27 protein-coding genes and 1 pseudogene are annotated in these 26,231 nt (G+C 65.0%); 22 read left to right on the forward strand and 6 right to left on the reverse strand.

Translation table 11 applies throughout. The features are described 5' to 3' along the window. Positions 1-47: 47 nt before the first annotated feature. The 10 genes from ACM43_RS22680 (at position 48) to ACM43_RS22725 (ending at position 12,857) form a co-directional block, all read left to right on the forward strand. Positions 48-1,847: a cation:proton antiporter domain-containing protein gene (locus ACM43_RS22680; RefSeq protein ID WP_271542910.1), complete on the forward strand. Its 1,800-nt coding sequence runs from the start codon at positions 48-50 to the stop codon at positions 1,845-1,847. A gap of 74 nt (positions 1,848-1,921) precedes the next feature. Then, positions 1,922-2,743, forward strand: a complete 822-nt coding sequence (locus ACM43_RS22685; RefSeq protein ID WP_271542911.1) for an NAD-dependent protein deacetylase — start codon at positions 1,922-1,924, stop codon at positions 2,741-2,743. 140 nt (positions 2,744-2,883) lie between these two features. Beyond that, a complete protein-coding gene (locus ACM43_RS22690; protein ID WP_271542912.1) occupies positions 2,884-4,968 on the forward strand; it encodes a hydantoinase/oxoprolinase family protein in 2,085 nt (694 codons plus the stop codon). Between the two features lie 2 nt (positions 4,969-4,970). After that, on the forward strand, positions 4,971-6,629 hold the full coding sequence (locus ACM43_RS22695; RefSeq protein WP_271542913.1) for a hydantoinase B/oxoprolinase family protein: 1,659 nt from the start codon (positions 4,971-4,973) through the stop codon (positions 6,627-6,629). Positions 6,630-6,663: 34 nt separating this feature from the next. After that, positions 6,664-7,662, forward strand: coding sequence for a TRAP transporter substrate-binding protein (locus tag ACM43_RS22700; protein ID WP_271542914.1), 999 nt, complete (start codon positions 6,664-6,666; stop codon positions 7,660-7,662). Positions 7,663-7,671: 9 nt separating this feature from the next. Continuing rightward, complete coding sequence (locus ACM43_RS22705; RefSeq protein ID WP_271542915.1) at positions 7,672-8,265, forward strand: TRAP transporter small permease subunit; 594 nt, start codon at positions 7,672-7,674, stop codon at positions 8,263-8,265. Positions 8,266-8,296: 31 nt separating this feature from the next. Further along, positions 8,297-9,601, forward strand: a complete 1,305-nt coding sequence (locus ACM43_RS22710; RefSeq protein ID WP_271542916.1) for a TRAP transporter large permease — start codon at positions 8,297-8,299, stop codon at positions 9,599-9,601. A gap of 323 nt (positions 9,602-9,924) precedes the next feature. After that, positions 9,925-11,643 carry a pyrroloquinoline quinone-dependent dehydrogenase gene (locus ACM43_RS22715; RefSeq protein ID WP_271542917.1) on the forward strand — a complete coding sequence of 573 codons (1,719 nt, stop codon included), beginning with the start codon at positions 9,925-9,927 and terminating at the stop codon, positions 11,641-11,643. Between the two features lie 90 nt (positions 11,644-11,733). Further along, positions 11,734-12,072: a c-type cytochrome gene (locus ACM43_RS22720; protein ID WP_271542918.1), complete on the forward strand. Its 339-nt coding sequence runs from the start codon at positions 11,734-11,736 to the stop codon at positions 12,070-12,072. 17 nt (positions 12,073-12,089) lie between these two features. Next, on the forward strand, positions 12,090-12,857 hold the full coding sequence (locus ACM43_RS22725; RefSeq protein ID WP_271542919.1) for a substrate-binding periplasmic protein: 768 nt from the start codon (positions 12,090-12,092) through the stop codon (positions 12,855-12,857). Between the two features lie 198 nt (positions 12,858-13,055). Here the strand turns inward: ACM43_RS22725 and ACM43_RS22730 are convergent, their stop codons facing one another. Next, positions 13,056-13,700: a glutathione binding-like protein gene (locus ACM43_RS22730; protein WP_057028081.1), complete on the reverse strand. Its 645-nt coding sequence runs from the start codon at positions 13,698-13,700 to the stop codon at positions 13,056-13,058. A 106-nt stretch (positions 13,701-13,806) separates the two neighbouring features. On the opposite strand from ACM43_RS22730, the gene ACM43_RS22735 reads away from it, so the two are divergent. Further along, the gene (locus tag ACM43_RS22735) at positions 13,807-14,487 is read left to right on the forward strand and encodes a TetR/AcrR family transcriptional regulator (RefSeq protein ID WP_271542920.1); all 681 of its coding nucleotides are present in this window, start codon (positions 13,807-13,809) and stop codon (positions 14,485-14,487) included. A 70-nt stretch (positions 14,488-14,557) separates the two neighbouring features. Here ACM43_RS22735 and ACM43_RS22740 read toward each other — a convergent pair whose 3' ends face one another. Continuing rightward, positions 14,558-15,523, reverse strand: coding sequence for a 2-hydroxyacid dehydrogenase (locus tag ACM43_RS22740; RefSeq protein ID WP_271542921.1), 966 nt, complete (start codon positions 15,521-15,523; stop codon positions 14,558-14,560). 141 nt (positions 15,524-15,664) lie between these two features. Here ACM43_RS22740 and ACM43_RS22745 point away from each other — a divergent pair, with 141 nt between their 5' ends. From ACM43_RS22745 to ACM43_RS22760, 4 genes are all read left to right on the forward strand, one after another. Continuing rightward, positions 15,665-16,033: a YciI family protein gene (locus ACM43_RS22745; RefSeq protein WP_157283793.1), complete on the forward strand. Its 369-nt coding sequence runs from the start codon at positions 15,665-15,667 to the stop codon at positions 16,031-16,033. Then, positions 16,030-17,331, forward strand: coding sequence for an RNA polymerase sigma factor (locus ACM43_RS22750; RefSeq protein WP_271542922.1), 1,302 nt, complete (start codon positions 16,030-16,032; stop codon positions 17,329-17,331). Before ACM43_RS22745 ends, ACM43_RS22750 begins: the two co-directional genes overlap by 4 nt. Before the next feature lie 193 nt (positions 17,332-17,524). Further along, positions 17,525-18,064: an SRPBCC family protein gene (locus ACM43_RS22755; RefSeq protein WP_271542923.1), complete on the forward strand. Its 540-nt coding sequence runs from the start codon at positions 17,525-17,527 to the stop codon at positions 18,062-18,064. Between the two features lie 30 nt (positions 18,065-18,094). After that, the gene (locus ACM43_RS22760; protein WP_271542924.1) at positions 18,095-18,508 is read left to right on the forward strand and encodes a VOC family protein; all 414 of its coding nucleotides are present in this window, start codon (positions 18,095-18,097) and stop codon (positions 18,506-18,508) included. Positions 18,509-18,705: 197 nt separating this feature from the next. Here ACM43_RS22760 and ACM43_RS22765 read toward each other — a convergent pair whose 3' ends face one another. From ACM43_RS22765 to ACM43_RS22775, 3 genes are all read right to left on the reverse strand, one after another. Further along, positions 18,706-19,056 (reverse strand): hypothetical protein, encoded by a 351-nt coding sequence (locus ACM43_RS22765; RefSeq protein WP_157283795.1) that lies wholly within the window; start codon positions 19,054-19,056, stop codon positions 18,706-18,708. Positions 19,057-19,452: 396 nt separating this feature from the next. Beyond that, positions 19,453-19,890, reverse strand: coding sequence for a hypothetical protein (locus ACM43_RS22770; protein WP_035998510.1), 438 nt, complete (start codon positions 19,888-19,890; stop codon positions 19,453-19,455). A 125-nt stretch (positions 19,891-20,015) separates the two neighbouring features. Then, on the reverse strand, positions 20,016-20,804 hold the full coding sequence (locus ACM43_RS22775) for an SDR family NAD(P)-dependent oxidoreductase (RefSeq protein ID WP_157283796.1): 789 nt from the start codon (positions 20,802-20,804) through the stop codon (positions 20,016-20,018). 264 nt (positions 20,805-21,068) lie between these two features. Between ACM43_RS22775 and ACM43_RS22780 the strand changes: the two genes are divergently transcribed. From ACM43_RS22780 to ACM43_RS22805, 6 genes are all read left to right on the forward strand, one after another. Beyond that, positions 21,069-21,473: a YciI family protein gene (locus tag ACM43_RS22780; protein WP_128264189.1), complete on the forward strand. Its 405-nt coding sequence runs from the start codon at positions 21,069-21,071 to the stop codon at positions 21,471-21,473. A 48-nt stretch (positions 21,474-21,521) separates the two neighbouring features. Continuing rightward, positions 21,522-21,887 (forward strand): YciI family protein, encoded by a 366-nt coding sequence (locus ACM43_RS22785; protein WP_128264188.1) that lies wholly within the window; start codon positions 21,522-21,524, stop codon positions 21,885-21,887. A 124-nt stretch (positions 21,888-22,011) separates the two neighbouring features. Continuing rightward, positions 22,012-22,752 carry a TetR/AcrR family transcriptional regulator gene (locus tag ACM43_RS22790; RefSeq protein WP_128264187.1) on the forward strand — a complete coding sequence of 247 codons (741 nt, stop codon included), beginning with the start codon at positions 22,012-22,014 and terminating at the stop codon, positions 22,750-22,752. A 121-nt stretch (positions 22,753-22,873) separates the two neighbouring features. Next, positions 22,874-23,365 carry a DUF2852 domain-containing protein gene (locus ACM43_RS22795; RefSeq protein ID WP_025034098.1) on the forward strand — a complete coding sequence of 164 codons (492 nt, stop codon included), beginning with the start codon at positions 22,874-22,876 and terminating at the stop codon, positions 23,363-23,365. A 253-nt stretch (positions 23,366-23,618) separates the two neighbouring features. Next, positions 23,619-23,876, forward strand: coding sequence for a hypothetical protein (locus ACM43_RS22800; protein WP_271542925.1), 258 nt, complete (start codon positions 23,619-23,621; stop codon positions 23,874-23,876). Beyond that, positions 23,873-24,007, forward strand: coding sequence for a hypothetical protein (locus ACM43_RS22805; RefSeq protein WP_271542926.1), 135 nt, complete (start codon positions 23,873-23,875; stop codon positions 24,005-24,007). The genes ACM43_RS22800 and ACM43_RS22805 overlap by 4 nt, the downstream gene beginning before the upstream one ends. A gap of 33 nt (positions 24,008-24,040) precedes the next feature. On the opposite strand, the gene ACM43_RS22810 is transcribed toward ACM43_RS22805, so the two are convergent. After that, positions 24,041-25,204, reverse strand: coding sequence for an acyl-CoA desaturase (locus ACM43_RS22810; protein ID WP_271542927.1), 1,164 nt, complete (start codon positions 25,202-25,204; stop codon positions 24,041-24,043). 257 nt (positions 25,205-25,461) lie between these two features. Between ACM43_RS22810 and ACM43_RS22815 the strand changes: the two are divergent. Continuing rightward, a pseudogene (locus ACM43_RS22815) lies at positions 25,462-26,230 on the forward strand (serine O-acetyltransferase). Position 26,231 lies beyond the last annotated feature (1 nt).

Consider the following 26,231-nt stretch of genomic DNA (forward strand, 5'->3'; position numbering starts at 1 on the left):
GTGGATGGCGCTGCCGCTATTGGCGAGCGCCGACACGTGAAGGGCCCGTGACCACAACCATCAACATCAATGCCTATAGTGACGCGCTGGTGGTCCTCGGCACCGCCGGCGTCGTGGTGCCGATCGTCCGGCATTGGGGCATCAATCCGGTGCTGGGCTATCTCGGGGCCGGCGCCATTCTCGGTCCGCTCGGGCTCGGCTCGCTCGTCAAGGACCTCCCGTTCCTGTACTGGTTCACCGTGACGGACGCGAAGAACGTCGAGGGTATCGCCAATCTCGGCATTGTGTTCCTGCTATTCCTGATCGGGCTCGAGCTGTCTTTCAGACGGCTGATGACGATGCGGCGTCTGGTGTTCGGGCTCGGCGGCCTGCAAGTCCTCGCGACGTCGGCGATGATTTTCGGCGTGGCGCTTCTCTTCGGGCAGAGCTCCGATACGGCCGTGATCCTCGGCGCGAGCCTTGCGCTGTCCTCGACGGCGATCGTGCTCGAGCTCCTGTCCGCCGAGAGGCGGCTTTCCACCTCGGCTGGGCGCGCCAGCTTCTCGGTGCTGCTGGCTCAAGACCTCGCAGTCGTCCCCATTCTGGTTTTCGTCTCGGTGCTCGGCGCGGGAAGCGGTGGCTCGGTCGTGGCGCATATCTCCAGTGCGGTCCTGAAGGCGGTGCTGGCGGTAGCCTTCCTCACGCTGGTCGGACGGCTATTGATGCGTCCGCTCTTCCAGATGGTTGCAGGCACCCATTCGACGGAGTTGTTCGTTGCCGCGACCCTGTTCGTCATTGTCGGCGCAGGGCTTGCCGCCCACCAGGCCGGCCTGTCGATGGCGCTCGGAGCCTTCGTTGCAGGACTGATGCTAGCGGAGACCGAGTATGGCAAGGCCATCGAGGCCACCGTGGAGCCGTTCAAGGGCCTGCTGCTGGGCATCTTCTTCTTCACCGTCGGCATGGCCATCGACGTCCGCGTGTTCCTGCGCGAGCCCGTCTGGCTGCTGGCCGCCGTCGTCGGCATTCTCGTCGGCAAGGCGATCGTGCTCATCATCCTGGGGCGCCTCTTCAGGCTGTCATGGCCGGCGGCGATCGAGATCGGCTTCCTGCTGGGCCCCGTCGGCGAATTCGCCTTCGTCAGCATCGGAATGGCGGCGGCCGGAGGCATGATCGAGCCCCGCGTATCGAGCTTTGCCGTCGCCGTGACCGCCGTGACGATGGCCCTGACGCCGCTTCTGAGTATTCTTGGACGAAAATTGGCCGCGAAACTGAGCAGCGAACGCACGCCCGATCCCGAGCTCGCGGTTCGGCCGCCCGGCGACCGCGCGCACGCCATCGTGGTCGGCTATGGCCGTGTTGGAAAGGTGGTCTGCTCCCTGCTGACCAGCCATGGCCTGAACTACATCGCGGTCGATCACGCGGCCGTCGACGTGGCGCGTGATCGCCGGGACGGTCACAAGGTCTATTTCGGCGATGCGACAGAGCCGGGTTTCCTCGAAGCCTGCGGCTTGATGCAGACGACCGGCGTGATCATCACCATCCAGTCGCGGCCGGCGATCGATGCCGTCGTCGAGCGGGTCCGGGCGGTGCGGCCGGACGTGCTGATCGTCTCGCGTGCGCGGGATGCCGATCATGCCCGGCACCTCTACGCGATCGGCGCAACCGATGCGGTGCCGGAAACCATCGAGGCGAGCCTGCAGCTCTCCGAAGCCGCACTGGTCGGCCTCGGCGTTGCGGTCGGGCATGCGATCGCCTCCGTGCACGAGAAGCGGGACGAGTTCAGGCTGACGCTGCAGCAGGCCGCGCGGATCGCGGGACAAGAGAAAGCTCGTCCGCTCGATCTCACGGGACGGCGGTCGCCGCGATAACGGCTATGCGGCCGCCATGCGCCGGGATTGTCGTCATCTGGCAAAACGGGCCGGCGCGAACTACATCATGCGCCATGACGAATGCCCCTCCGGCAAAACCTCCGCTCCAGGATTTCATCGGCCGGCACGAACGCCTGTTCGTGCTGACGGGCGCCGGCTGCAGCACCAATTCGGGCATTCCCGACTATCGCGACAGCCAGGGCAACTGGAAACGGACCCAGCCGGTCAATTTTCAGGCCTTCATGTCGGAGGAGCCAACCCGCCGGCGCTATTGGGCACGCAGCCTGATCGGCTGGCGGCGGTTCGGCCAGGCGAGGCCGAACGATGCTCATCGTGCGCTGGCCCGGCTCGAGGCGAACGGCCGGTGCGGGATGCTGCTGACCCAGAACGTCGACCGGTTGCATCAGTCGGCCGGCCATCGGCAGGTGATCGACCTGCACGGCCGGCTCGATCTGGTCCGCTGCATGGGCTGCGGGGCGAAGACGCCGCGCGAGGAGTTTCAGCACGCGCTCGGCCGCGCCAATGAGGCATGGCTGACGCTCGATGCCGCCGATGCACCCGACGGCGATGCCGATCTGGAGCACGAGGATTTTTCCTCCTTCGAGGTGCCTCCTTGCGAAGCCTGCGGCGGCATCCTCAAGCCCGACGTGGTGTTCTTCGGCGAGAACGTGCCGCGTGAGGTGGTGGCCACGGCGCAGGAGCATCTGGCGCAGGCCGATGCCATGCTGATCGTTGGCTCGTCATTGATGGTCTATTCCGGCTTCCGCTTCGTGCAGGCCGCCGCGAAACGGCAGATTCCGATCGCCGCGGTCAATCTCGGCCGCACCCGCGCCGACGATCTCCTGACGCTGAAGGTCGAGCAGCGCTGCGAGGCGGCGCTTGCATTCCTGCTCTGATCGCTCAGGCGCGAACACGCCTTGCCTATTGCATAGGTGCCGCGCAAAATAGCCGGGCACAGCGTTACAGGCATGCGTCATGGCACGGGAATTGCTGCGCTTTTGGACCCGGTCTTGACGACCAGCACGGAGAAATTGGAATGCTCGAGGGAGCCGAGGTACGGCTTGCCGTTGATATCGGTGGCACGTTCACCGACATCGTGCTGGACGTGGGACAAGACCGCAAAACCCGCAAGGTGCTGACGACGCCGCAGCGGCCTGAGCAGGCGGTGCTGGACGGCATGCGGCTCATTCTTGCCGATGCGCGCGCGCATATCAGCGATATCGACGTCTTCATCCATGGCACGACGCTCGCGACCAACGCGATCATCGAGCGGCGCGGCGCCAGGACGGCGCTGATCGCAACCGAAGGCTTTCGCGACGTGCTCGATATCGGCACGGAGAGCCGCTACGACCAGTACGACCTCAGCATCGACAAGCCGAAGCCGCTGGCGCCGCGCGGCCTCCGCTTCACCGTGCCCGAGCGCATCGACGCTCACGGCGCCGTCCGCCTCCCGCTCGACGAAGCTTCGGTGCGGGCGCTCGCGCCGAAATTGCGCGAACTCGAGGTCAAGAGCGTCGCCATCGCCTTCCTGCATTCCTATGCCAATCCCGAGCACGAGCGGCGCACAGCGGCGATCCTGGCCGAGGAGATGCCCGGCATCTCCGTCACATTGTCTTCCGCCGTCTGTCCCGAAATTCGCGAGTATGAGCGCACATCGACTGCGGTCGCGAACGCCTATGTGCAACCCCTGATCGACGGCTATCTCGCCCGCATGGCCGACGCCCTGCAGGTCGAGCAGTTCCGCGGCTCGATCTATCTCGTCACGTCAGGCGGCGGCGTCACCTCGATCAAGACGGCGCGGCGCTTTCCGGTGCGTCTCGTCGAATCCGGTCCTGCGGGCGGCGCGATCTTCGCGGCGCAGATCGCGGCGCGCCTTGGCGAGAGCAAGGTGCTCTCTTTTGACATGGGCGGCACCACGGCAAAAATCTGCCTGATCGAGAAATACCAGCCCGAGACCTCACGCGTGTTCGAGGTCGATCGCGCGGCGCGCTTCCTCAAGGGCTCCGGCCTGCCGGTGCGCATCCCCGTGATCGAGATGGTCGAGATCGGCGCCGGCGGCGGCTCGATTGCCCATGTCGACGCGATGAAGCGCGTCACCGTCGGCCCGGAGAGCGCCTCGTCGGAGCCGGGGCCGGCCTGCTATGGCCGCGGCGGCCAGCGTCCGGCAGTGACGGATGCCGACGTTGCGCTCGGCATGATCGATCCCGATACCTTTGCGGCCGGTACGATCAAGCTCGATCCGGAGCTGTCGAAAGAGGCGCTGCTGCGCGATGTCGGTGCGCCGCTCGGCCTGTCGGCGGAAACCGCGGCTTATGCCGTGCACGAGGTGGTCTGCGAGAACATGGCGAGCGCGGCGCGCGTGCACGCTGTCGAGCGCGGCGCGGTGGTCGGCCAGCACACGCTGATCGCCTTCGGCGGCGCCGCGCCGCTGCATGCGGCCCGTGTCGCCGAGAAGATCGGCGTGTCCCGCGTGATCGTGCCCTCGAATGCCGGCGTCGGCTCGGCGGTCGGATTTCTGGCGGCTCCCATCGCGTATGAATTGGTGCGCAGCCGGCACGTGCGCCTCGATGATTTCGACACCGAGGCTGTCTCCGACCTCTTGCGGGAGATGGCGACCGAAGCGCGTGCGCTGGTCGAGCCTGGCGCCGCTGGCGCGCCGGTGCGCGAGCGCCGTGCTGCCTTCATGCGCTATGTCGGCCAGGGCCACGAGATCTCGGTCGAGCTGCCGAACCGGCCGCTGACGTCGGCCGATCTCGCTGGCCTGCGGCAAAAGTTCGAGGCCGACTATTCGGCGATGTTCGAGCGACCGATCCCGGGCGCGGCGATCGAGGTGTTGAGCTGGTCGGTGCTGGCGACCACCGAGGCGCGCAATCCGCCTGCCGTTGCGGCGGTCGCGCGCAAGCCCGCGGCCAAGGCGTCCGGCAGCCGAAAATTCTTCGACGGCCGGGCCGGCGAAGTGATCGAGATCCCGCTCTATCGGCGCGAGGACATGGCGCCAGGGGCAACCATCGCAGGCCCCGCCGTGATCGCGGAAGACGAAACCTCGACGTTCGTCTCCACCAGTTTCGACGCCCATATCGACGGTGCCGGCAGCATCGTCATGGAACGAAAGGCGGCCTAATCATGAGCAAGGCAAATGGCGCGAGCCTGATCGACCTCCAGATCATGTGGCACCGGCTGATCGCCGTGGTCGAGGAGCAGGCCCAGGTGCTGCTTCGCACCGCCTTCAGCCCGATCGTGCGCGAATGCGGCGACCTCTCGGCCGGCGTGTTCGACCTCAGGGGGCGGATGCTGGCGCAGGCGGTGACCGGCACACCCGGCCACGTCAACTCGATGGCCGAATCGGTCAAGCACTTCATCGCTCACTTCCCGATCGAGACGATGAAGGAGGGTGATGCCTACATCACCAACGATCCCTGGATGGGGACCGGTCATCTCAACGATTTCGTCGTCACCACGCCCTGCTTCAAGGACGGCAAGGTCGTCGCGCTGTTCTCCTGCACCAGCCATCTCATGGACATCGGCGGCATCGGCTTCGGGCCCGACGCTACCGACGTCTTCATGGAGGGGCTCTACATCCCCATGCTGAAGCTGATCGACCAGGGCGTCGTCAACGAGACGCTGATGGCGATGATCCGCACCAATACGCGACTGCCGATCGACACCGAGGGCGACACCTATTCGCTCGCCGGCTGCAACGATGTCGGCTGCGAGCGGCTGGTCGAGATGATGACCGAGTTCGGCATCGACACGCTCGACGAACTCGGCGACTACATCTGCGACCGCTCGCGCGAGGCCGTGCTGGCCGAAATCGCAAAGCTGCCGAAGGGCAGCTGGCGCAACACCATGGTGGTCGATGGCTATGATGCGCCGGTGACGCTGGCGGCGACGCTGACGATCTCGGATACCGGCATCCACGTCGATTTCGACGGCACCTCGGCGGCCTCGAAGTTCGGCATCAACGTGCCGCTGTCCTACACCACCGCCTATACCGTGTTCGGCCTCGGCTGCGTCGTCGCCTCGCAGATCCCCAACAATGCCGGCTCGCTCTCGCCGCTGACGGTGTCTGCGCCGGCTGGTGCCATCCTCAATGCGCCAAAGCCGGCGCCCGTGGCGTCGCGCCACGTCATCGGCCAGATGCTGCCCGACGTCGTGTTCGGCTGCCTGCGCCAGATCATTCCCGAGCGCGTGCCTGCGGAAGGCACCTCCTGCCTGTGGAATCTCAACGTGCGCGGCCAGACCCGCTCCGGCGCCGGCGGCAATTACGGGTTCTCGATGGCAGTCACCTCCAACGGCGGCACCGGTGCGCGCTTCGGCAAGGACGGGCTGTCGGCGACCGCTTACCCAAGCGGCGTGCGCGGCACGCCGGTCGAGATCGCGGAGACCCAGACGCCGCTGATCTTCTGGCGCAAGGAGCTGCGCCCGGATTCCGGCGGGGCAGGGCGCACCCGCGGCGGCCTCGGCCAGATCATCGAAGTCGGCAGCGGGGTCGATGCGCCGTTCGACATCCTCGCCGCGTTCGACCGCATCGACCACCCGCCGCGCGGGCGGGACGGCGGCCAGAACGGCGAGGCCGGCTATGTCGGTCTCAAATCCGGCAAGAAGCTGCGCGGCAAGGGCTTTCAGCAGGTGCCGCCGGATGACCGGCTGGTCGTGCTGACGCCCGGCGGTGCCGGCATCGGCGATCCCAGGGAGCGCGATCGCGCGGCCGTCAACGACGACGTCGCAAGCGGTCTCGTGTCTTCGGAGAACGCAGTCAAGGTCTATGGGTACGCGCGTTGATGCCATCAACGCGCTCGGTGAACGGAGGGGAGCAATGATTACGCGACGGAACTTCACTGTGGGCGCAGCAACGCTGCTCGCCGCCGGCCACATCTCGAGCCGCGCCCGGGCGGCAACGAGCTGGGACATGTCGACCGTCTGGCCCGACGGCAATTTCCACACCCAGAACGCGATAGCCTTCGCGGAAGAAGTGAAGAAGCAGAGCAATGGTGCGGTCGCCATCACCGTGAAGGCCGGCGGCCAGCTCGGCTTCAAGGGGCCCGAGCACTTGCGGGCCGTGCGCGACGGCCTCGTGCCGCTCGCCGACGTCCTCAACATCCAGCAGGTCGGCGACGAGCCCTTCATGGGCGTCGAGAGCATCCCCTTCCTTTGCGGCTCCGTGGACGAGCTCAAGGTGCTGCACAAATATGTGCGGCCCGAATATGAGAAGATCGCCGCGCGTAACAATCAGAAGATCCTCTACATCGTGCCGTGGCCGACGCAATATCTGCATCTCAAGACCAAGGTCGCCGACGTCGAGGGCCTCAAGAACATCAAGATCCGCGTGCCCGACAAGAACGCGGTCGAGATGCTCAATGCCGTCGGTATGGCCGCGGTGATGATCCCCTGGGGCGAAACAATCCCCGCACTCGCCTCCGGCGCGGTGGCCGGCGTCTCCACCTCGTCGGTGTCGGGCGTCGACGGCAAGTTCTGGGAGTTCCTCAAATACGTCTACCCGACCAACCATGTCTGGTCGTCGCAGATGCTCACCGTCAATCTCGATGCCTGGAAGGCGCTCGGCGCCGATCAACAGAAGCTGGTCGCTGACATCGCGGCGAAGATGGAGCCCGGCTTCTGGGCCAATTCGCTCAAGGCCGACGTTGACAGCCTCAATCGCCTCAAGGAAGGCGGCATGGAGGTGGTGCCGGTCTCGGACGCCATGATGAAGGACATCCGGGCCAAGACCGCGCCGCAGTTGGATGCCTTCCTCAAGCGCGTGCCGGCGGCGGACAAGCCGGTGCGAGCCTATCTCGCTGAAATCAAGCGCGGCTGAGGACGAGGCGTGGTGAGCCTTTCGCCCGAAGCATCGCAAAGCCTCAACGCAGCGGCGCCCGCGCCGCTGCGCATCGTCCTCGACGGCATCGATCGCCTTGGCCGGCTCGACGGCTGGATCGGCGGCTTCTGTCTCCTGATGCTGACGCTGTTGATGCTGTGCGAGGTCGCAACCCGCTTCCTCTCGAACTTCCTGCCGTTCTTCCCGCCGACCATCTCGATCGCGTGGGAATACTCCTCCTATCTGATGGCGGCGGCCTTCACTTTCGGCGCCGCCATGACGCTGCGCGTCGGCGGCCACATCCGCGTCGTGCTGCTCCTGAAGAACGCAGCCGTGCCGGTGCAGCGCGCGCTCGAGATCCTCTCGGCGGCGGCCGGCTTCGCCTTCATGGCGTTCCTGACCATGGCCATGGCGAAATTCGCCTGGAGCGCCTTCGTGCGCGGCCAGGTCTCGACCTCGAGCGACACGCCGCTGTGGTTTCCGCAAGCGATCGTCACCTTCGGCATGTTGCTGCTGACGCTGCAGTTCCTGGCGCGTGCGATCCAGGCCGCGCTCGGCCTGCCGCTGGAGGATCATCGCATGAAGGCCTCGCCCGTCGAATGATCGCCTTGCCCGCATCCGGATCCAAGATCGCATGACCATCGAAGTCGTTGCCCTGTTCGCGATCCTGTTTGTGCTGCTGGCTTGCGGCGTCTGGATCGGCCTCACCCTTGCGCTGACCGCGACGCTGCTGCTCGCGATGTTCCGTTCGGTCCCGCTCGACAAGCTGCTGCCGCAATACGCCTGGAACATCCTGACCACGCAGGAGCTGCTGGCGCTGCCGCTGTTCATCCTGATGGGCGAGCTCTTGTTCCGCACCCGCCTGTCGCGCTCGCTGTTTCAGGGATTGGCGCCCTGGGCCGGGCTGCTGCCCGGCCGTCTTCTGCATGTGAACGTGATCGGCTGTACCATCTTCGCGGCGATCTCGGGCTCGTCGGCGGCGACGACGCAGGTGATCGGCCGCATGTCGCTCAACGAGCTCACGCGCCGCGGATATTCCCGCGACATCGCGATCGGCTCGCTCGCCGGCGCCGGCACGCTCGGCTTCCTGATCCCGCCGTCCAACATCATGATCATCTACGGGGTGCTCGGCGACGTCTCGATCCTGAAGCTGTTCACCGCCGGCGTTCTGCCGGGCTTCCTGCTGGCCGCGACGTTCATGGCCTGGGTGATGCTGCACACCACCCTCAAACCCGCGATAGTGCCCGAGACCGAAGCGAAGCTCTCGCAGGTGCCTTGGAGCGAGCGCTTTGCAGCACTGAAGGATCTCGCGCCGGCGCTGTTCCTGATCGCATGCGTGCTCGGCTCGATGTATGGCGGGCTCGCAACGCCCTCGGAAGCTGCCGCGGTCGGCGTGCTCGGCGCGGCCCTGGTTGCCTGGGCGCAAGGCGCAATGTCGCAGCAGGTGATCCGCGACGTCTTGATCGGCTCGGTCGTCACTTGCTCGATGATCGCGCTGATTGTGCTGGGGGCCTCGATCCTCGGCAATGCCGCGGCCTTCCTCGGCATCCCGCAGGCGGTGGCCGCGTTCGTCAAAAGCCTCGGCCTGTCGCCGTTCATGCTGATCGTGGCGCTGATCGTCTTCTATCTCGTGCTCGGCTGTTTCCTCGACGGCTTCTCGATGATCGTGATGACGCTGCCGATCGTGCTGCCGATCGTGAAGGGTGCCGGCTTCGACGAGGTCTGGTTCGGCATCTTCCTTGTGCTCGCCGTGGAGATGGCGCAGATCACGCCGCCCGTCGGCTTCAACCTGTTCGTCATCCAGGGCCTCACCGATGACGGGCTCGGCTACATCGCGCGTGTCACCTTGCCCTATCTCTTGATCATGATCGGCTTCGTGCTGCTGCTGACGCTGTGGCCGGGCATCGTCACGATACTGCCGAAGGTGCTTTACGGATAAGACGACCTGTTCCGGGATCGGCGGATCGAAAGCAAAAACGGTCAGCGCCGCTGCCGTTTCAAGTCGCCCTGCATCGAATCGGCTTCGGCGCGCATTCCATATTTGCAGGCCCTGTGATCCGTCGTACAGTGTGACGGCAAGCAGAAGTACAACAGCAACCACTCCGGTGAACGTGGCTCCTCGGCGCGATGCGCCGAGGAGGGGACGTCTGTTGACGATTCGGTCCGATGGAGGACGATCGACGCACACTGAACTGCAAGTACCCCTCGCAAGCCGCATTCACGAGACGCAATCAACAAACACAAGAGCGGGAGGAAGTGCAAATGAGAAAGCAATGGCTCAGCTCGGCCTTGGCTGTCGTTGTCGTTGCGACACTTGCAGCGACGGCGGCATTGGCTCAGTCCGTGGATACGGCCCGTATCGAGGCCGCCGGCCAGAACGATTGGCTCACCTATCACGGTTCGTACAAATCCCATCACTACAGCCCGCTTGCACAGATTAATACGAGCAATGTCGGCAATCTGGGCGTGGCATGGATGCACATTCCCGGGCGATCGACGCGCGGCCTGCAGTCGATGCCGCTCGTCGCCGACGGCGTGCTGTACTATTCGGGCTCTTACAGCCGGGTCTTCGCGCTGAACGGCGCCAGCGGCGAGGTCATCTGGTCGTTCTTTCCGGAGCTGGATGAGGCGCTGATCAGCCGGCAGACGCACTCTCCTTACAACCGCGGCGTCGCTCTCGGCGAAGGCAAGGTCTTCGTCGGCACCATGGACGGTCGTGTCTTCGGGCTGGATGCCAAGACCGGAAAGGTTCTCTGGGAGACCAGGCTGATCGACTCGCAGAAGCTGACTGTCGGCTTCACCGGCGCGCCGCTCTACGCCAAGGGCAGCGTGATCATAGGCGCGCAAGGCGGCGAATGGCCGGGCCGCGGCCCGATCTTCGCGCTCGATGCCGCAACCGGAAAGAAGAAGTGGGAGTTCCTCACGGTCGCAGGCACCGAAGAGGCGATGAAGACCTGGGGCAACGAGTCCTGGCGCACCGGTGGTGGTGGCGGCTGGATGCCGGGCACCTACGATTCCGAGACCAACACCATCCTGTGGGGCACTGCGAACCCGGCGCCGCTCTACGATTGGTCGGGTCCGGACTACAAGACCCAGGGGGCGCGTCCCGGCGACAACCTCTACACGAGTTCGGTGATCGGGCTCGACATCGATACCGGCAAGCTGAAATTCTACCATCAGGAACTGCCGCACGATGCCTGGGACTTCGACAGCTCGGTCGGCGAATTCGTGATGCTCGAGCGTGACGGCCAGAAATACGTCGTCCATCCGAACAAGGGCGGCTTCGTCTTCGTCTACGACCGCAATCTCAAAGTGAAGAACGTCTGGCGGCTGGTCGAGAACATCAACTTCGTCAAGGATATCGATCCCAAGACCGGCGCGCTGATCGGCCGTCGCGATTTCCCGGTCGGCAAGGTCACCGAACCACCGCTGTGTCCGTTCATCGGCGGCGGCATCAGCTGGAACGCCGGCTCCTACAGCCCCAAGACCGGTCTCTATTACAAGATCGGACAGGAATGGTGCATGACGCTGGATATCCAGAAGACGACGCCGGTCACCACGCCGCAGGTCCAGCTCAACATCGGTGCCGATTTCAAGATGGTGCCTCCTCCGGGTGGCGAGATCTACGGACATCTCGACGCGCGCGATCCCATCACGGGCGCGAAGAAATGGGAGGTTCGCTATCCCGAGCCTCCGCTCGGAAGCGTGCTGTCGACCGCGGGCAACCTCGTCTTCGTGCCTGATTCGCGTGGCGTGCTGCACGCCTATGATGCCGAAACCGGCGCCGAGCTATGGAGGCACAACAACGGCACCGGCCATCAGGGCGGGATCGTCAGCTACTCCGTCGGCGGCAAGCAATATATCGCGGTGACGGCGGGCTTCGGCGGGATGCTGGCGGACGAATATGCGCCGAACTTCGGCGGCGTCTACAAGAGCATGCCGCGTGACGACGGCGCCTTGGTCGTCTTCAGCCTGAAATAGTCTGCCGCAGATGTTCTGATCATGGAGCGGGCGCAAGCCCGCTCCTCGATCGATGTCGCGGCCGCGTGGCTCAGGAATGGAGCGTAGCTGTTGAGACTGTCTTGCAAGACGATCTTGGCGGGGCTGGGCGCCTCGTTGCTGTGGGCTGCGATGGCCCAGGCCCAATCCGCCACACCGGCGCCGGAGAACGCGGCGTTCGAGGTCGAGCAGGTGTTCGCCGGGACTTGCGGCTTCTGTCACTCCGACGGCGGCCGGGCCGCGGGCAAGGGGCCGCAATTGATGAATTCGCCGCGCGACGACGACTACATCCGCAATCGCATCAAGCACGGCAAGCAAGGGGCGATGCCGGCGTTCGACGGCGCGTTCACCGACGCCCAGATCGACCAGATGGTCAAGTACATCCGCGCGCTGAAACCGCGCGAGGGTTGAACCGCAGAGAGCGCGGAATGAAGGCACATGTCCCCGTCATCGTCGCTGCCGCCATCGCTCTGTCCGGGCAGGCGGCGGCGCGACCCCTGGAGGCGATCCGATCCAGCGGCGTGATCGGGCTCTGCGCACATCCCAATTCGCTTCCCTTCGCGCACAAGACCGGCGATCCGCCCGGCTTCCAGGTCGAACTCGGTCGGGTGCTGGCACGCGAGCTCGGTGTCTCGCTGAGGCTCGATTGGATCATCACGCAGTACCAGATGCGCAGCGCCGGCTGCGACATCCTTCTGGACGTCATCGCCGATCGCGAAGCGCAAGGTGAAACCCGCCTGAGAATCTCCAAGCCGTATTATCGCACAGGCGTCGCGCTCGCCGTGCCCGCATCCAGCACGCTCACGTCCTTCGCCAGCCTCAACGAATCGACCAAGGTGGGCGTGCAGGTTGGATCGATCGCAGCCATGATCATCGGCCGGCGGCGCGTGCCGATATCGACCTTCGGCTTCGAGAGCGACAGCCTGGAGGCCGTGTCGAACCGCGAGATCGATGCCGCCGCAGTCACGCCCACCGCCGCCAGCTATTTCAATCTGACCCATCCGGACAATCCGCTCCGGATCCTCGATCGCGATGAGAGCACGGCAGATCTGAACTGGAATGTCGGCGTCGGCATGGTCCGCCCGGACGATGCGCTGCGCGAAGCCATCGACGCCGCCGTGGAACGGCTACGCAGCGACGGCACGATCGACCGGATCTACCGTCGCTATGGCATCGCGCTGCAGGCGCCGAGATAGCGCGCAGGTCGAATCGATTGCCACGGCTCGTTCACCTCTCCCGCTTGCGGGAGAGGTCGCGCCGGAGGCGTGGGTGAGGGCTTTCTCCTCTTGGGGATGGTCCCATTGGAGAAGCACCCTCTCCCCAACCCTCTCCCGCAAGCGGGAGAGGGAGCGCACCTCCGTCGGTGCAGCGATCGAGCCTCATTTCGTCATGCCTCAGGCCGCCGCCTTCTTCCGCGCGAGCTCGGCCTTGTACAGCTCGAACTCCTCGGCGATCGCCTTGGCAATCGAAGGTCGCTGACGCAGCCGCTCGTGATACGCCTTCAGGTTCGGCCATTTCGCAAGCTCGATCGGCGGCGTCGCCATGGTCCAGTTGATGACCGTGACGAGATAGGCATCGGCCACGCTGAAATGGTCGAGCAGGAACTCGCGTCCTTTCAGGTAATTGTCGAGATAGTCGAGCCGCGACAGGTTCTTCTCCAGGGCATAGGCCTTGGCTTCCTGCGGCGCCTTGCGGTCGAGCATGGGGATGAACAGACCCTTGTGCAGCTCGGTGCCGATGAAGCAGAGCCATTGATGCAGCCGGGTGCGTTCGATGCCGGCGCTCGCGCCGAGGCCGGCTTGCGGGAAACGGTCCGCGACATATTGCAGGATCGCAGCGTTCTCGGTCAGCACCATGCCGTCGTCGGTGCGCAGCGTCGGCACGAGGCCGATCGGATTCACGGTGCGGAAGTCGGAGCCGTCGCTCAGCACCTTCTTGGTCGGCGGATCGACTTCGAGGTAATTCGCCTCGGCGCCGGCTTCATACAGCGCGACGCGTGTCGCCATCGAGCAGGCAAGCGGCGAGAAATAGAGATCCATCTGTAGCCTCCTTGGGCAATTCCTCTTTGGGTGTCGCTCAACCTGGCCAGATTGATTTTTGTACCATCTTGCATAATATGGGTGAGGTCAAGGAATAACTTGCGGAATGGTACAAAAATCGAAGCCGCCAGCTGCTGCCAATCAGCCCGAACGCCGCGGCGAACCCGAGCGTCGCGGTGGGCCTAAGCGCCGCGGCCGTCCGCGCGCCTACGAGCCCGATATCGCGCTCGGCAAGGCGCTCGATCTGTTCCGCAAGCAGGGTTTCGCGGCCACCTCGCTCGACGATCTCAGCGCAGCCACCGGCATGAACCGGCCGAGCCTCTACGGCGCCTTCGGCGACAAGCGCGAGCTCTACATCAGGAGCTACCAGCGCTATCGCGACGAGGCGAGCGCGGCGATGGTCGCGATCTTCCGCGAGGAGATGCCGCTGCGCCAGCGGCTGGAGCGCATCTACGCGGCCGCGCTGGACATCTATCTGTCCGGCGACACCGGGCCGCGCGGTTGCTTCACGGTCGTCACCGCGGCCTCCGAGGCGGTCGGCGATCCCGAGATCCGCGCCATGGTGCTGGACGGCCTCACCGGGCTCGACAAGGGGTTTGCCAGTTGCTTCCGCCGCGCCAAGGAGAAAGGCGAGCTGCCGGAGAGCGCCGATCCGTTCGCGCTGGCGCAGATCGCATCGGCCACCATCCACACCATCGCCATCCGCTCCCGCGCCCGCGTGCCGCGCAAGGAGCTGGAGGCGATCGTCAAGGGGGCGATCGATGTGATGGTGGGAGCTAAAAGCTAGAGCATGATCCGGAAAAGTGTGCAGCGGTTTTCCGAAAGATCATGCTCAAACAATAGCCTAAAGCGAAGCCTCAGTACCCCCTTGCGCGGTCCACCACGTTCTCCAGCGCGCCGCCCGCCTCGAACCGAGCGATCTGCTCGGCGACATAGGCCGAGATCGCATCCGCGTCGGTGTCGGCGGCATTGTGCGGCGTCAACACCACCTTGGGGTGGGTCCAGAACCGGCTGTCCTTCGGCTGCGGCTCCTGCACGAAGACGTCGATCGAGGCGGCGCCGAGCGTGCCGTCGTCGAGGCAGGCGAGAATATCGGCCTCGTTCTGCAGGCCGCCACGGCCGGCATTGATCAGCACCGGCGCGCCGAGCGGGCTGGTGCGATTGAGTTTTTCGAAGATCTCGCGGTTGAGGATGCCGTGCGTGTCTGATGTCAGCGGCAGCAGGCAGACCAGGATATCGGTCTTGCGCAGGAACGCGTCCATGCCTGGAGTGCCATGGAAGCATTCGACGCCCTCGATCGTGCGCGGGCTGCGGCTCCAGCCGGCGACGCGGAAGCCGAGCCGCCGCAGCACGTCGGCCGCATCGGCGCCGAGCGTGCCCAGTCCCATGACGCCGACCGTGATCGCGCTCGCCGGCCACTGATATCTGGGCTCCCAGCGCTTCTCGCGCTGCGATTGCCGGAGGTAAAGCTCCTGGCGGTGATGCATCAGAACGTGCAGCACGACATATTCGGTCATGCGGTTGGTGAGATCGGGCACGGCGACGCGCACCAGCGGCACCTCGGGCAGGCTCTTGTCGGCCATCAGCGCGTCGACGCCGGCGCCGAGGTTGAAGATCGCCCGCAGATTTGGGAACGCCCCGAGATCGCCCGGCACCGGCTTCCATACCGCCGCATAATGCACCTCCGCCGGATCGAGTCCGGCGTCCGGCAGCAGCACCACGCGGCGGTCCTCGCAGACGGCTTCGAATCGGGCCTTCCACCGCTCCGGCAGCCAGTTCTGCTGCGTGCTGTTGATCAGGACGGCCAGTGTGCCCATGGTCATTCGAAGTGCCTCTTTCGGGTTCCGCTCGAGAAAGCCCTCCTTGGCACGATCTGCCGGATTTTTCTTGCAAATTTTTTCCGCAGCGCTGTCGGCGCGGGGCATATTGGCGCGTCTTCAGTACAGACGAGGGAAGTGCCGCCCATGCTTTACGCCATACTTTGCTATCACGATGAGGATTTCGTCGGCTCCTGGAGCAAGGAGCAGGACGAGGCCGTGATGAAGAAGCTCGCCGTGGTGCAGGACAAGCTCACAAGGCAGGGCCGGCTCGGGCCGGTGGCGCGGCTGTTGCCGACGACCGCGGCGGCGACGCTGCGCAAGGAGGATCCGCCGCTGGTGCTCGACGGTCCCTATGCCGAGACCAAGGAGCAGCTGCTCGGCTTCTACATCGTCGACTGCAAGAATCTCGACGACGCGCTCGACGTCGCACGCGAGCTGGGTGCCGCCAATCCCGGCGGCGCCTATGAGGTGCGTCCCGTCGGCGTGTTCCGGCCTGGAGGAAACCTGACGTGAGCGAGGCCGATACCGCCTGGATCGAGACTGCGCTGACTTCGGCGCGACCCCAGGCGGTCGGCGCGCTGCTGCGCTATTTCCGCGATCTCGACACCGCCGAGGAGGCGTTTCAGAACGCCTGCCTGCGCGCGCTCAAGACCTGGCCGCAGAATGGGCCGCCGCGCGATCCCGCGGCCTGGCTGATCATGGTCGGCCGCAACGTTGCGATCGACGAAGTGCGACGCGCGCGCAGGCAGCAGCCGCTGCCGGAGGACGACCAGGCGATCTCCGATCTCGACGACGCCGAAGGTGAGCTGGCCGAGCGGCTCGACGGCTCGCACTATCGCGACGACATCTTGCGGCTGATGTTCATCTGCTGCCATCCAGGATTGCCGGCGACGCAGCAGATCGCGCTGGCTCTGCGCATCGTCTCGGGCCTCACTGTGAAGCAGATCGCCCGCGCGTTCCTGGTTTCGGAAGCGGCGATGGAGCAGCGCATCACGCGCGCCAAGGCAAAGGTGGCCGAGGCCGGGACGCCGTTCGAGGCGCCGGGCGCGGTCGAGCGCTCTGAACGGCTCGCCGGCGTCGCGGCGATGATCTACCTGATCTTCAATGAAGGCTATTCGGCGAGCGGTGACACCGCGGAGATCAGGAAGCCGCTGTGCGAGGAGGCGATCCGGCTGGCGCGGCTGCTGCTGCGGCTGTTTCCGAGCGAGCCGGAGATCATGGGCCTGACCGCGCTGATCCTGTTGCAGCACGCGCGCAGCGCGGCGCGCTTTGCCGCGGACGGGTCGCTGATCCTGCTGGATGATCAGGATCGTTCGTTGTGGAACGGCACAATGATCGCGGAGGGCCTAGCGCTGATCGACAAGGCGATGCGCCACCGCCGCAGCGGGCCCTATCAGATTCAGGCTGCGATCGCCGCACTGCATGCGCGCGCGGCGACGCCGGAGGAGACCGACTGGACGGAGATCGACCTGCTCTACGGGGCGCTCGAAGTGGTGCAGCCCTCGCCGGTGGTGACGCTCAACCGGGCGGTCGCAGTCTCCAAGGTGCGCGGGCCGCAGGCCGCGCTCGAGCTGATCGAGCCGTTGGCGCCGAAGCTCGCCAATTATTTTCATTTCTACGGCGTGCGCGGCGCCTTCCTGATGCAGCTCGGCCGCAACGACGAAGCCCGCGTCGCCTTCGACCGCGCCATTGCGCTCGCCAACACCTCGGCCGAAGCCGCCCACATCCGCATGCATCTCGATCGCCTGATCCGGGACAGCCAGCCGAAGCGCAGCGATGGCAGCGTGAAGTTGGGTACGAAGGCAAAGTAGGCCCGTCTGCCTCCACATCGTCATGCCCGGGCTTGTCCCGGGCATCCACGGTCTTTCCATCTACGCCAAGAACGTGGATGGCCGGGACAAGCCCGTCCATGACGAGCGGTGGGCAGTGCGCCAAAGAATTTCTCTCCCATTGTCGGCCCCCGCCGTTCCCCTTCGTCTTAATCCCGTACCAGGGGAGCCATCCATGCTGAAAGCCATTGCCGTCACCGCCATCGTTTTCGCCGCCGGCCTTGCCGCGGTCCTCGTCTTCGCCCTGACGAAACCCGACACGTTCCGTGTGGAACGCTCGCTCGCCGTCAAGGCGCCGGCCGCTGCGATCTATCCGCTGGTTGCCGATTTCCATCGCTGGACCGCCTGGTCGCCCTATGAGACCCGCGATCCCGCCATGAAGCGGACGTTCGGCGGAACCCCGGCAGGGAAGGGTGCGACCTATGCCAGGGACGGCAACAACAAGGTCGGCGCCGGCCATATGGAGATCCTGGAGGCGACCGGGTCCTCCAAGCTCCGGATCAAGCTTGATTTCGAGCGGCCGTTCGAAGGCCACAACACCGCCGAGTTCACCTTTGTGCCGCAAGGCGATGCCACACTCGTCACATGGGCGATGTACGGTCCGGCCCCGTTCATGTCCAAGCTGATGCAGGTGTTCTTCAACATGGACAGCATGATCGGCAAGGATTTCGAGACCGGCCTCGCCGGCCTGAAGAAGCTCACCGAGAAGCGATAGGTCTCAAGGCAAACGAAGAGGAGAGAAACGATGCTCAATCCCTATCTGTTCTACCAGGACAATTGCGAAGCCGCGTTCAACTATTACGTCAAGGTTCTCGGGGGCAAGATCGATGCGATGATGCGTTCATCGGACGCGCCGCCGGAGGTGCCGGCTACGCCCGGCCGTGAGAAGATGATCATGCACGCGCGGATGTCACTGCCGGACGGCACGGTATTGATGGCCTCCGACTCGCCGGCCGAGCATTTCCAGAAGCCGCAGGGCTTTGCAATCTCGCTTACAGTCAAAGACCCCGCGGATGGCGAGCGCAAGTTCAACGCGCTGGCCGACGGTGGCAGCGTCACCATGCCCTTCAGCAAGACGTTCTGGGCCAAGGGCTTCGGCATGTGCGTCGACAAGTTCGGCATTCCCTGGATGGTGAATTGCCCGGCCGAAGGCATGTGATAGAGCATGATCCGGAAAAGTGTGAAGCGGTTTTCCGAAAAGATCATGCTCAAACAACAACCTAAAGCGCGATGACGATTTATCCTATCGCATCGCGCTTTGGGCGCGACCGTCGCGTTGCGATCCCCTCTCTCCAATGCTGAGGGAGAGGGGACGTACGTTTCGTTACGTCAGGCGCCGATCGGCCGTTTGTCCTCTCACCGGATTGATCCGGTGACGTCCTCGCGCGGCGCTGACGATTCCACGCAGCGAGGGCAGATCACGAGCTTGGCGCCGAGCGTCCTGTCGTTCTCCGCCTGTATCTCGTCCTGGACCGCCCACCACGCCTCGGAATAGGGGCGCAACGTGCCGAGCACTTTTTCGCGCTCCTGATTCGGATCACTTGCAGCCGGCGCGCCGGTCGTGACGCGCCGCTTGGCGACATGCGGACGGTTCGGATCCTTGCCGAGGCCATCCCATGCCATGGCGCGGCGTTCCTGCGCTGGCGCCTCTGCGCATCCGATCAGCGCTGTGCAAAAAGTGAGCACGATCAAGCCGTGTCGAATCATGCCGGGCTCTTGCCTCCATAATCGGCGCGCAGAATCTGCATGAGACACGCGCATCGTCGGTTCAATGGAACTCAAGGCAAAACAAGCTTGCCGGCATGGCCGAATATGAGTCGTGCTTTCGCATCACTTTGCGGACGCAGTGAGGCCGCTTCGTGAAGCGAGCTGCATCGCACAACAATTGGCGCAATATTGGGCTGTGCTCTGCACGCCAGAATCGTTATTGGTGAGTCATAAAAGCTACAAACTGGGATGGACGTCACTTGCAAGGGGAGCGACCGATGGCGGCGGCGCTACAGATCAACTTTGCTCTTTGGGGAATGCTCATTTGCGCCAGCGCGAAGCTGGCGCCAGTGATCCAGACGCTGTTTTGAAAGCGGTTGGCGGCTGCCGGCTGTATCAGCGGCAACGCGGATAGATCGCGGCGAGATCGCGCCCCTTCAACAGCAGCAACCGCGAGGTCAGGCCGCCACGGCGGCTGATCCAGTCGCGCACCGGACCGGGATAGGCGGCAAGCACCGCGACCGATGCTTCCGGCTCGGCATAGAAGCGGCCGCGCCGATCGACCGAGCGTGCGGCATGGAAGCCGAGCACGGCGCGCTTGGTGACGCAGATGCGCTCGCCCGGCACGATGCTCAGCACCAGCGTGCAGGCGGACAGGCAGGGGCCGTCGATCACCACGCGCTCGCCACTGTCGCGGACCTTTTCGAACAGATCGAGGAACGGCCCGACCTGTCCGCCCGGGGACTGGATGATGCGGATCTCGGCCGCCGCGGGCGCGGCGGCGAGCAGCGCGGATGCAAGCATCAGAGCTTTGAGGAAGGTGATGCGTTGCATGAACTCTCCACCAAACCGCTTTCGTGGGGTGGGCAAAGCGTAGCGTGCCCACCATCCGCACCGCAAACTTGCGATAGTGGTGGGCACGGCGCGTTGCGCCTTTGCCCACCCTACAAATCCTGTGCCTACCCGTTGCGCCTCTGCCCGCGCAGCGTCGGCAGGCCGATGCCCGCCGCATCGAAGCCGCCGTCCACGGCCAAAATTTGGCCGGTGATGTAGCTCGCGCGGCCCGAGCACAGGAAATAGATCGCTTCCGCGAGTTCCTCTTCCAGGCCGTAGCGGTTGAGCGGAATGGCGTCGTGATAGTCGGCTCGGATCTCCTTGGTGTGCACCTGCTTCGCCATCGCGGTGTCGACGGGTCCCGGTGCGACCGCGTTGACGCGGATGTTGAGGGAGGCGAGCTCGACCGCGAGCTGCTTGGTGAGGTGTGCAAGGCCTGCCTTGCTGGTGCCGTAGGCCGAGCGCAGCGTCGAAGCGCGCACGGCCGAGATCGAGGTGATGTTGACGATGGCGCCGCCATTGCCGTCGCGCATCAAAGGCACAGCCGCCTTGGTGCAGAGGAACGGTCCGGTGAGGTTGACCTCGAGCACGCGGCGCCAGTCGGCATCCGACGTCTCCATCAGCGGCGCGAACACCGCGATGCCGGCATTGTTGACCAGCGCGTCCAGCCGGCCGAACCGCCGCTCGATCGCCGTCATTGCGGCGCTGACTGCGGCCGCGTCGGCGATATCGCAGGTCAGCGCCAGCGTCGCCTCGCTCTGGCCGATGTCCGCGACCGCGTGGCCGAGCAGTTCGTGCTCGATGTCGAGCAGGGCCACGCGCCAGCCCTCGGCCAAGAATTTCTTCGCGGTCGCAAGCCCGATGCCGCGGGCGGCACCGGTGACGAGGGCGACTTTTTGCGGGGCTTGCGGCATTGGCTGATCTGTCCTGCGTCCGGGAGCGGCGTGCGAGAGCGCCGGCCCCTTTTACTGCGCTTTGGTTCCGGCATGAAAGGCCTCGCCGAGCCGATCGAGCCCGATGCGGCCCAGAATGCGCCAGCCGCGGCTGCGCTGCGGCCTCGAAATAATTTCTGTCCCACTGTCGGCCGGGCAGAATGCCGTTCGTCTTGGAGGTGAGCGCGGGCCAGCCGTTTCCGCCCGCAGGACATATCGGAGCGACTGAGACAGCAAGGAACTCCCATGCGATTCATGATGCTGATGATCCCGCTCGGCTACGAGAACGCGCCGCCGGAGCTTCAACTCGATCCCGAGCGCGTCGCCGCGATGATGCGCTACAACGAGGCGCTGAAGGATGCGGGCGTGCTGATCACGCTCGATGGGCTGCACCCGCCGTCGACCGGGGCGCGCGTCTCGTTCGCGACCGGCAAGCCCGTCGTCACCGACGGGCCCTTTGCCGAAGCCAAGGAAGTCCTGGGCGGCTATTGGATGATCGAGGTCGCCTCGCGCGAGGAAGCGATCGCGTGGGCCAAGAAGTGCCCGGCTTCAGCCAACGAGATCATCGAGGTCCGCCAAGTGCAGGAGATGGCCGACTACTCGCCCGAAGTGCAGGAGATCGTCGCCGGGTTTGGCGACCTGAAGACGTAGACGAGACGGCGGCTGCGCGATTCCCAATCAACCTGAAGGAGAAAACCCATGAGCGCCGAACATAAATTTCTCGCCGTCTATCTCGGCAGCATGAGCGGATCGAAAATGGCGGCGTGGCGGGCGCTGCCCGAGGCCGAGCGGAAGGCGAAGGAGCAGGCGGGCATGGCCGCTTGGCATGGCTGGGTCGAGAAGCACAAATCCGTGATCGTCGAGATGGGCGGCCCGCTCGGCAAGACCCGCAGGATCGACGGGAGCGGCATCACGGAAGTCAGCAACGCGCTGACCGGTTTCACGGTGGTGCGCGCCGCCTCGCAGGAGGACGCTGCAAAGCTGTTCGAGAACCATCCGCATTTTGCGATCTTCCCGGGCGAAGCAATCGAGGTCATGCCCGTGCTGCCGATTCCGGAGATGTAGCCCCGGTCACCCGTCATTCCGGGTTCGATACTCCGTATCGCCCCGGAATGACGTGAAAATACGGGTTAACCAGTCCGGCCGCCGCTAGTGACCTTCACGCCCGGCTCATGTAAAGGTCGTTCACATGAGCTGGCGCAAGGAGCAGCGCCGCGCCGAGCGCGGCTATCACCACGGCAATCTGAAGGAAGCCCTGTTGCAGGCGGCCCTCGGGCTGATCGCCGAGAAGGGGGCGGCCGGCTTCACCTTCGCCGATGCCGCGCGCATGGCCGGCGTCAGTGCGGCGGCGCCTTACCGGCATTTCCGCGACCGTGACGAGCTGCTGTCCTCGATCGCCCAGCGCGGTTTCGAGCAGTTCGAGGCGCGCCTGGCCGCGGTCTGGGACGACGGGCGCCCCGATACGGTCACCGCGTTCGAGCGCGTCGGCAAGGCCTATTTGGCCTTCGCCCGCGAGGAGCCCGCCTTCTACAGCGCGATGTTCGAATCGGGCGTGCCGGTGGATGCCAATCCTGCGCTTCAGGCGGCCAGCGAGCGCGCATTCAACATCATTCGCGCCGCCGCCGAGCGGCTCGCGGCCCTGACGCCGCCGGGCACGCCGCGGCCGCCGGCCATGATGATGGCCTTGCACATCTGGTCGATGGCCCACGGCGTGGCCTCGCTGTTTTCCCGCGGCGATGCCGCGCGCCGCAAGCTGCCGATGTCGCCGGACGAGCTGCTGGAGGCCGAGGTGCTGATCTATTTGCGCGGCCTCGGCTTCCCGACCGACCGTCGTCCCTCAGGCAAGGGCGCCGAGCCGCCGCCGGTGCCACCGGAGGCTTCCTCCGGTTCGGGCCTGCCGCCCGGCAGTCCCTGGGGCAAGCCGAAATAAGATTGCGCGAATAATCACGCGGGCGTGTCTGGCGGTCGGCTTGACAAAATCGCGGGATAGTCTAGCTATGTAAATGTTATTTACATTCACAACGGCGCTGGTGCCGTGATGGAGATGGGAAATGGCCTACACCGCTGACGTCAATCGCTGGCGCGGCCCTTCGGACCAATACCAACAGTACGAGCGTCCTCGCATGCTCGATACGCCTTGGCATCCGGGCTGGATCGCCGTGACCATCCTCGGCTTCATCATCTGGTGGCCGATCGGACTTGCCCTTCTCTTTTTCACACTCGGGAGCAGAAGAATGTCGTGCTGGAGCCACCAGGACCGCTGGCAGAACAAGATGGAAAAGATGCAGTACAAGATGGATCGCATGCGCGACCGCATGGAGCGCCGCGGCTTCGGCTTTGGCTTCGGGCCGCCGTCCTCCGGCAACCGAGCCTTCGACGAGTATCGCAGTGAGACGCTGCGCCGGCTCGAGGAAGAGCAGGTCGAGTTCAAGAACTTCCTCGACCGCCTGCGTCACGCCAAGGACAAGGAAGAGTTCGACCAGTTCATGGCGCAGCACAAGACGCGCCCGACTCCGCCGCCGACCGACCAGCAGCAGGGCTGATCTGAAGAAGTCCACCTCTCAAGCCTTCAGGCGCATGCCCCCAAAGTCCTGATGGCCTCGAGCCGCCCGTCTGCGCAACCCGCAGGCGGGCGGTTTGGTTTATGTCAAACTTCGATGGTCGTCCTGGCGATGCGAAGCGCCTGCGAGGGCTTTGCGAGGCCCATCACGCAGATGTGCAGGGTCGATAGAACCCGGACCGCGCGAGCACCGACCAAGCCTTGACTGCGCCTCCGCGGCGCCGACGGGCACGATCATGACCAATATTGAACGCAAACAAATCGGCCAGCGCCTCGCATTGTTCGAGCGCGCGGCCGTGTTGTTCGAGCGCTTCGGCCCTGTGGTGCCGGCGGCGATTGCGTTCCTCAGTGGGTGGCCCACGGAAGTTCAGCTCTACCCGGAATGGCAGCTCGGTGAGTCCTGGCGGTTGTTTCTCAGCGCCAATCTATATTGGGGCGCATCGTACGCACTCAGCCGCGCGGTGTCGTTCGCGAAGGGAAGTATCGTCCCATGATCCTGCTCCGCGATTTCGCGCTTTTCGTCCTGCCGGTGCTGATCGCCGCAGGCGGCTGGCTCTATGCGCTCAGCCTCCGCAAGCAGGCTGACCCCGGCCGCGCCCGCGATGGACGCGCCCCGGCAGCATGACCGCTGCCGGCCGGTGTCGCATTGCGTGAAGTTTCAGCGCACCGCGGCGAGTTGCGCGTGAACCGAGGCCAGGAAGTATTCGTAGGCGTGGTCGACGATCTCGTTGAGCGATCGCGTGCGCGCGAACATCGCTTTGGCCTCCGCGAGAAACTCCTCGCGGGTCGGGATCTTCGGCAGATGCAGATGCGTCAGCGCGTCGACACCTTCATGCGCGCGATTGAGGATGTCGTGCAGCGTCGGCAGCTGCAACTGAGCGAGATCGGCCCGGCGGCATGCCGACGAAATCGCATGCGCCAGGGTTTGCGCATCGAACCGTCCGGCGAGCTCGCGGGCGGCCCGCTGGATGACCCGCGCGCCGAGCGGCTGCTCGTTGCGCAGCACCTGTTCGGGCGGCGCCTTCATGTTCCAGACGACCCCGATCCACGACAGCAGCGTCAGGATGTAATAGGTCACGTCGACTTCCCACCAGCGAAAGCCCTGTCGCACGCTGCTCTGATAGGCGTGGTGATTGTTGTGCCAGCCCTCACCCAGCGTGACCAATGCCAGCAGCCAGTTGTTACGGGAATCATCGCCGGTCACGTAGCGCTTGCGCCCGTGCACATGGGCAAGCGAATTGATGCAGAAGGTCGCGTGATAGACGAGCACAGTGCTCCAGAGAAAGCCGACCACTAGGCCCGACCATCCTGCGACCAGGAAGCAGAGCCCTGCCAGCACGAAGGCCGGCAGCAGCTCCAGCCGATGCAGCCACATCAGCTCGGGATAGGCGGCGAGATCGCCAACCTTCACGAGGTCGGTTGCGTCGTGCTGCCGGTAAAAGATCCAGCCGAGATGGCTATAGAGGAAGCCGCGGTGACGCGGTGAATGCACGTCGTTTTCAGTGTCGGAATGCAGGTGATGGTGGCGATGTTTGGCTGCCCACCACAACACGCTCTTCTGGGCGCTGCTTTGCGCAAGGCAGGCCAGGATGAACTGAAACACCCGGCTGGTCGCAAACGCCCGATGCGAGAAATAGCGATGGTAGCCGGCTCCGATCGCGAACATCCGCAAGCAATAGAGTGAGACGCAGATCGCGACCGCCTGCCAGGTGACGCCCGACCAGATTGCCGCAAGGCAGCCGAGATGGACCAGCAGGAACGGCAGGGCGGATGGATACATGATGTCGTCGTGCTGGTCGTCGGCGGGGGCGTTGGGCGACATATTTGAGCGTGACCTCGAATGACGTGGATTCGGAACTGGATCCGGCAGCTTGACGTCCGGCGGATACCAAAACCCGCGGATGCCACCGCGGGCTTCGGCTGAAGGCTGGCCGCAGCTCTCTGGCAAGCAAGCCCGTAGCCTTACGGGGAGCATGGCGCACAGGTGGCCGCGCGTGTTGCCGACGCCAATTGGCGCGCAGGCGGCCTGGGTCCTATATTCGACAGCGAGAAGCAAGCGTCAAAACACCGCAGGCGGCAATGCGGACGGAGACTGCGATCATGGCGAGCGACATCCTCTGGCAGGAGATACGCGGCGAGGCGGCGCGCCGCAGCGGCGGATTCCGTCTTCGGCAAGGCTGTCGCCGATGCCATCCTTGCCCATGACGATTTTACCGCTGCCTTGGCCGATCTGATCGGGCGTCGGCTGGGCGGCAGCGCCGCCGATCGCGAGCGCTTCACGACGTTTTCCCGCGATGCCTTTCGCGGCCAACCGGATCTGGTCGAAGCGGCCGGCCGCGACCTAACCGCCATCGTGCTCCGCGATCCCGCCATCGCCGGATTGTTGCCGCCGCTGCTGCACTTCAAGGGCTATGTCGCGCTGCAGTCCTGGCGCGTCTCGCACTGGCTATGGCGTCATGACCATCGTGATGCGGCGCTGCTGTTGCAGAACGAGGCTTCGAACGTCCTGCAGGTCAGCATTCATCCGGCCGCGAGCCTCGGCTCGTCGGTTTATCTCGACCATGCCACCGGCATCGTGATCGGTGCCAATGTCGTCATCGGCGACGAGGCGACCATCCTTCAGAATGTCAGCATCGGACGCCATGGCGACCTGCCGATGCGCTCGCCTCGCATCGGTCGCGGCGTGTTCATCGGCTCCGGCGCGACCATCCTCGGCGACATCGAGATCGGCGACTTCGCCAAGATCGGCGCCGGGACTGTCGTGACCGGTGACGTGCCTGGCGGCTGCACCGCAATCGGCAATCCCGCGCGGCTCACCAATTGCCTTGCGGCCGCTTCGTCCGCTTGAC

The organism is Bradyrhizobium sp. CCBAU 45321 (assembly GCF_028128975.1).
GTDB lineage: Bacteria > Pseudomonadota > Alphaproteobacteria > Rhizobiales > Xanthobacteraceae > Bradyrhizobium > Bradyrhizobium yuanmingense.

Excerpts from the sequence above, each read along its gene's own strand:
- ACM43_RS22765 (WP_157283795.1), bottom strand. The coding sequence starts at position 19,056 with ATGATTCGACACGGCTTGATCGTGCTCACTTTTTGCACAGCGCTGATC.
- ACM43_RS22730 (WP_057028081.1), bottom strand. The coding sequence starts at position 13,700 with ATGGATCTCTATTTCTCGCCGCTTGCCTGCTCGATGGCGACACGCGTC.
- ACM43_RS22725 (WP_271542919.1), top strand. The coding sequence starts at position 12,090 with ATGAAGGCACATGTCCCCGTCATCGTCGCTGCCGCCATCGCTCTGTCC.
- ACM43_RS22785 (WP_128264188.1), top strand. The coding sequence starts at position 21,522 with ATGAGCGCCGAACATAAATTTCTCGCCGTCTATCTCGGCAGCATGAGC.
- ACM43_RS22800 (WP_271542925.1), top strand. The coding sequence starts at position 23,619 with ATGACCAATATTGAACGCAAACAAATCGGCCAGCGCCTCGCATTGTTC.
- ACM43_RS22770 (WP_035998510.1), bottom strand. The coding sequence starts at position 19,890 with ATGCAACGCATCACCTTCCTCAAAGCTCTGATGCTTGCATCCGCGCTG.
- ACM43_RS22685 (WP_271542911.1), top strand. The coding sequence starts at position 1,922 with ATGACGAATGCCCCTCCGGCAAAACCTCCGCTCCAGGATTTCATCGGC.
- ACM43_RS22710 (WP_271542916.1), top strand. The coding sequence starts at position 8,297 with ATGACCATCGAAGTCGTTGCCCTGTTCGCGATCCTGTTTGTGCTGCTG.
- ACM43_RS22700 (WP_271542914.1), top strand. The coding sequence starts at position 6,664 with ATGATTACGCGACGGAACTTCACTGTGGGCGCAGCAACGCTGCTCGCC.
- ACM43_RS22775 (WP_157283796.1), bottom strand. The coding sequence starts at position 20,804 with ATGCCGCAAGCCCCGCAAAAAGTCGCCCTCGTCACCGGTGCCGCCCGC.
- ACM43_RS22740 (WP_271542921.1), bottom strand. The coding sequence starts at position 15,523 with ATGACCATGGGCACACTGGCCGTCCTGATCAACAGCACGCAGCAGAAC.
- ACM43_RS22755 (WP_271542923.1), top strand. The coding sequence starts at position 17,525 with ATGCTGAAAGCCATTGCCGTCACCGCCATCGTTTTCGCCGCCGGCCTT.
- ACM43_RS22780 (WP_128264189.1), top strand. The coding sequence starts at position 21,069 with ATGCGATTCATGATGCTGATGATCCCGCTCGGCTACGAGAACGCGCCG.
- ACM43_RS22805 (WP_271542926.1), top strand. The coding sequence starts at position 23,873 with ATGATCCTGCTCCGCGATTTCGCGCTTTTCGTCCTGCCGGTGCTGATC.
- ACM43_RS22695 (WP_271542913.1), top strand. The coding sequence starts at position 4,971 with ATGAGCAAGGCAAATGGCGCGAGCCTGATCGACCTCCAGATCATGTGG.
- ACM43_RS22760 (WP_271542924.1), top strand. The coding sequence starts at position 18,095 with ATGCTCAATCCCTATCTGTTCTACCAGGACAATTGCGAAGCCGCGTTC.
- ACM43_RS22810 (WP_271542927.1), bottom strand. The coding sequence starts at position 25,204 with ATGTCGCCCAACGCCCCCGCCGACGACCAGCACGACGACATCATGTAT.
- ACM43_RS22745 (WP_157283793.1), top strand. The coding sequence starts at position 15,665 with ATGCTTTACGCCATACTTTGCTATCACGATGAGGATTTCGTCGGCTCC.
- ACM43_RS22690 (WP_271542912.1), top strand. The coding sequence starts at position 2,884 with ATGCTCGAGGGAGCCGAGGTACGGCTTGCCGTTGATATCGGTGGCACG.
- ACM43_RS22715 (WP_271542917.1), top strand. The coding sequence starts at position 9,925 with ATGAGAAAGCAATGGCTCAGCTCGGCCTTGGCTGTCGTTGTCGTTGCG.
- ACM43_RS22795 (WP_025034098.1), top strand. The coding sequence starts at position 22,874 with ATGGCCTACACCGCTGACGTCAATCGCTGGCGCGGCCCTTCGGACCAA.
- ACM43_RS22790 (WP_128264187.1), top strand. The coding sequence starts at position 22,012 with ATGAGCTGGCGCAAGGAGCAGCGCCGCGCCGAGCGCGGCTATCACCAC.
- ACM43_RS22735 (WP_271542920.1), top strand. The coding sequence starts at position 13,807 with ATGGTACAAAAATCGAAGCCGCCAGCTGCTGCCAATCAGCCCGAACGC.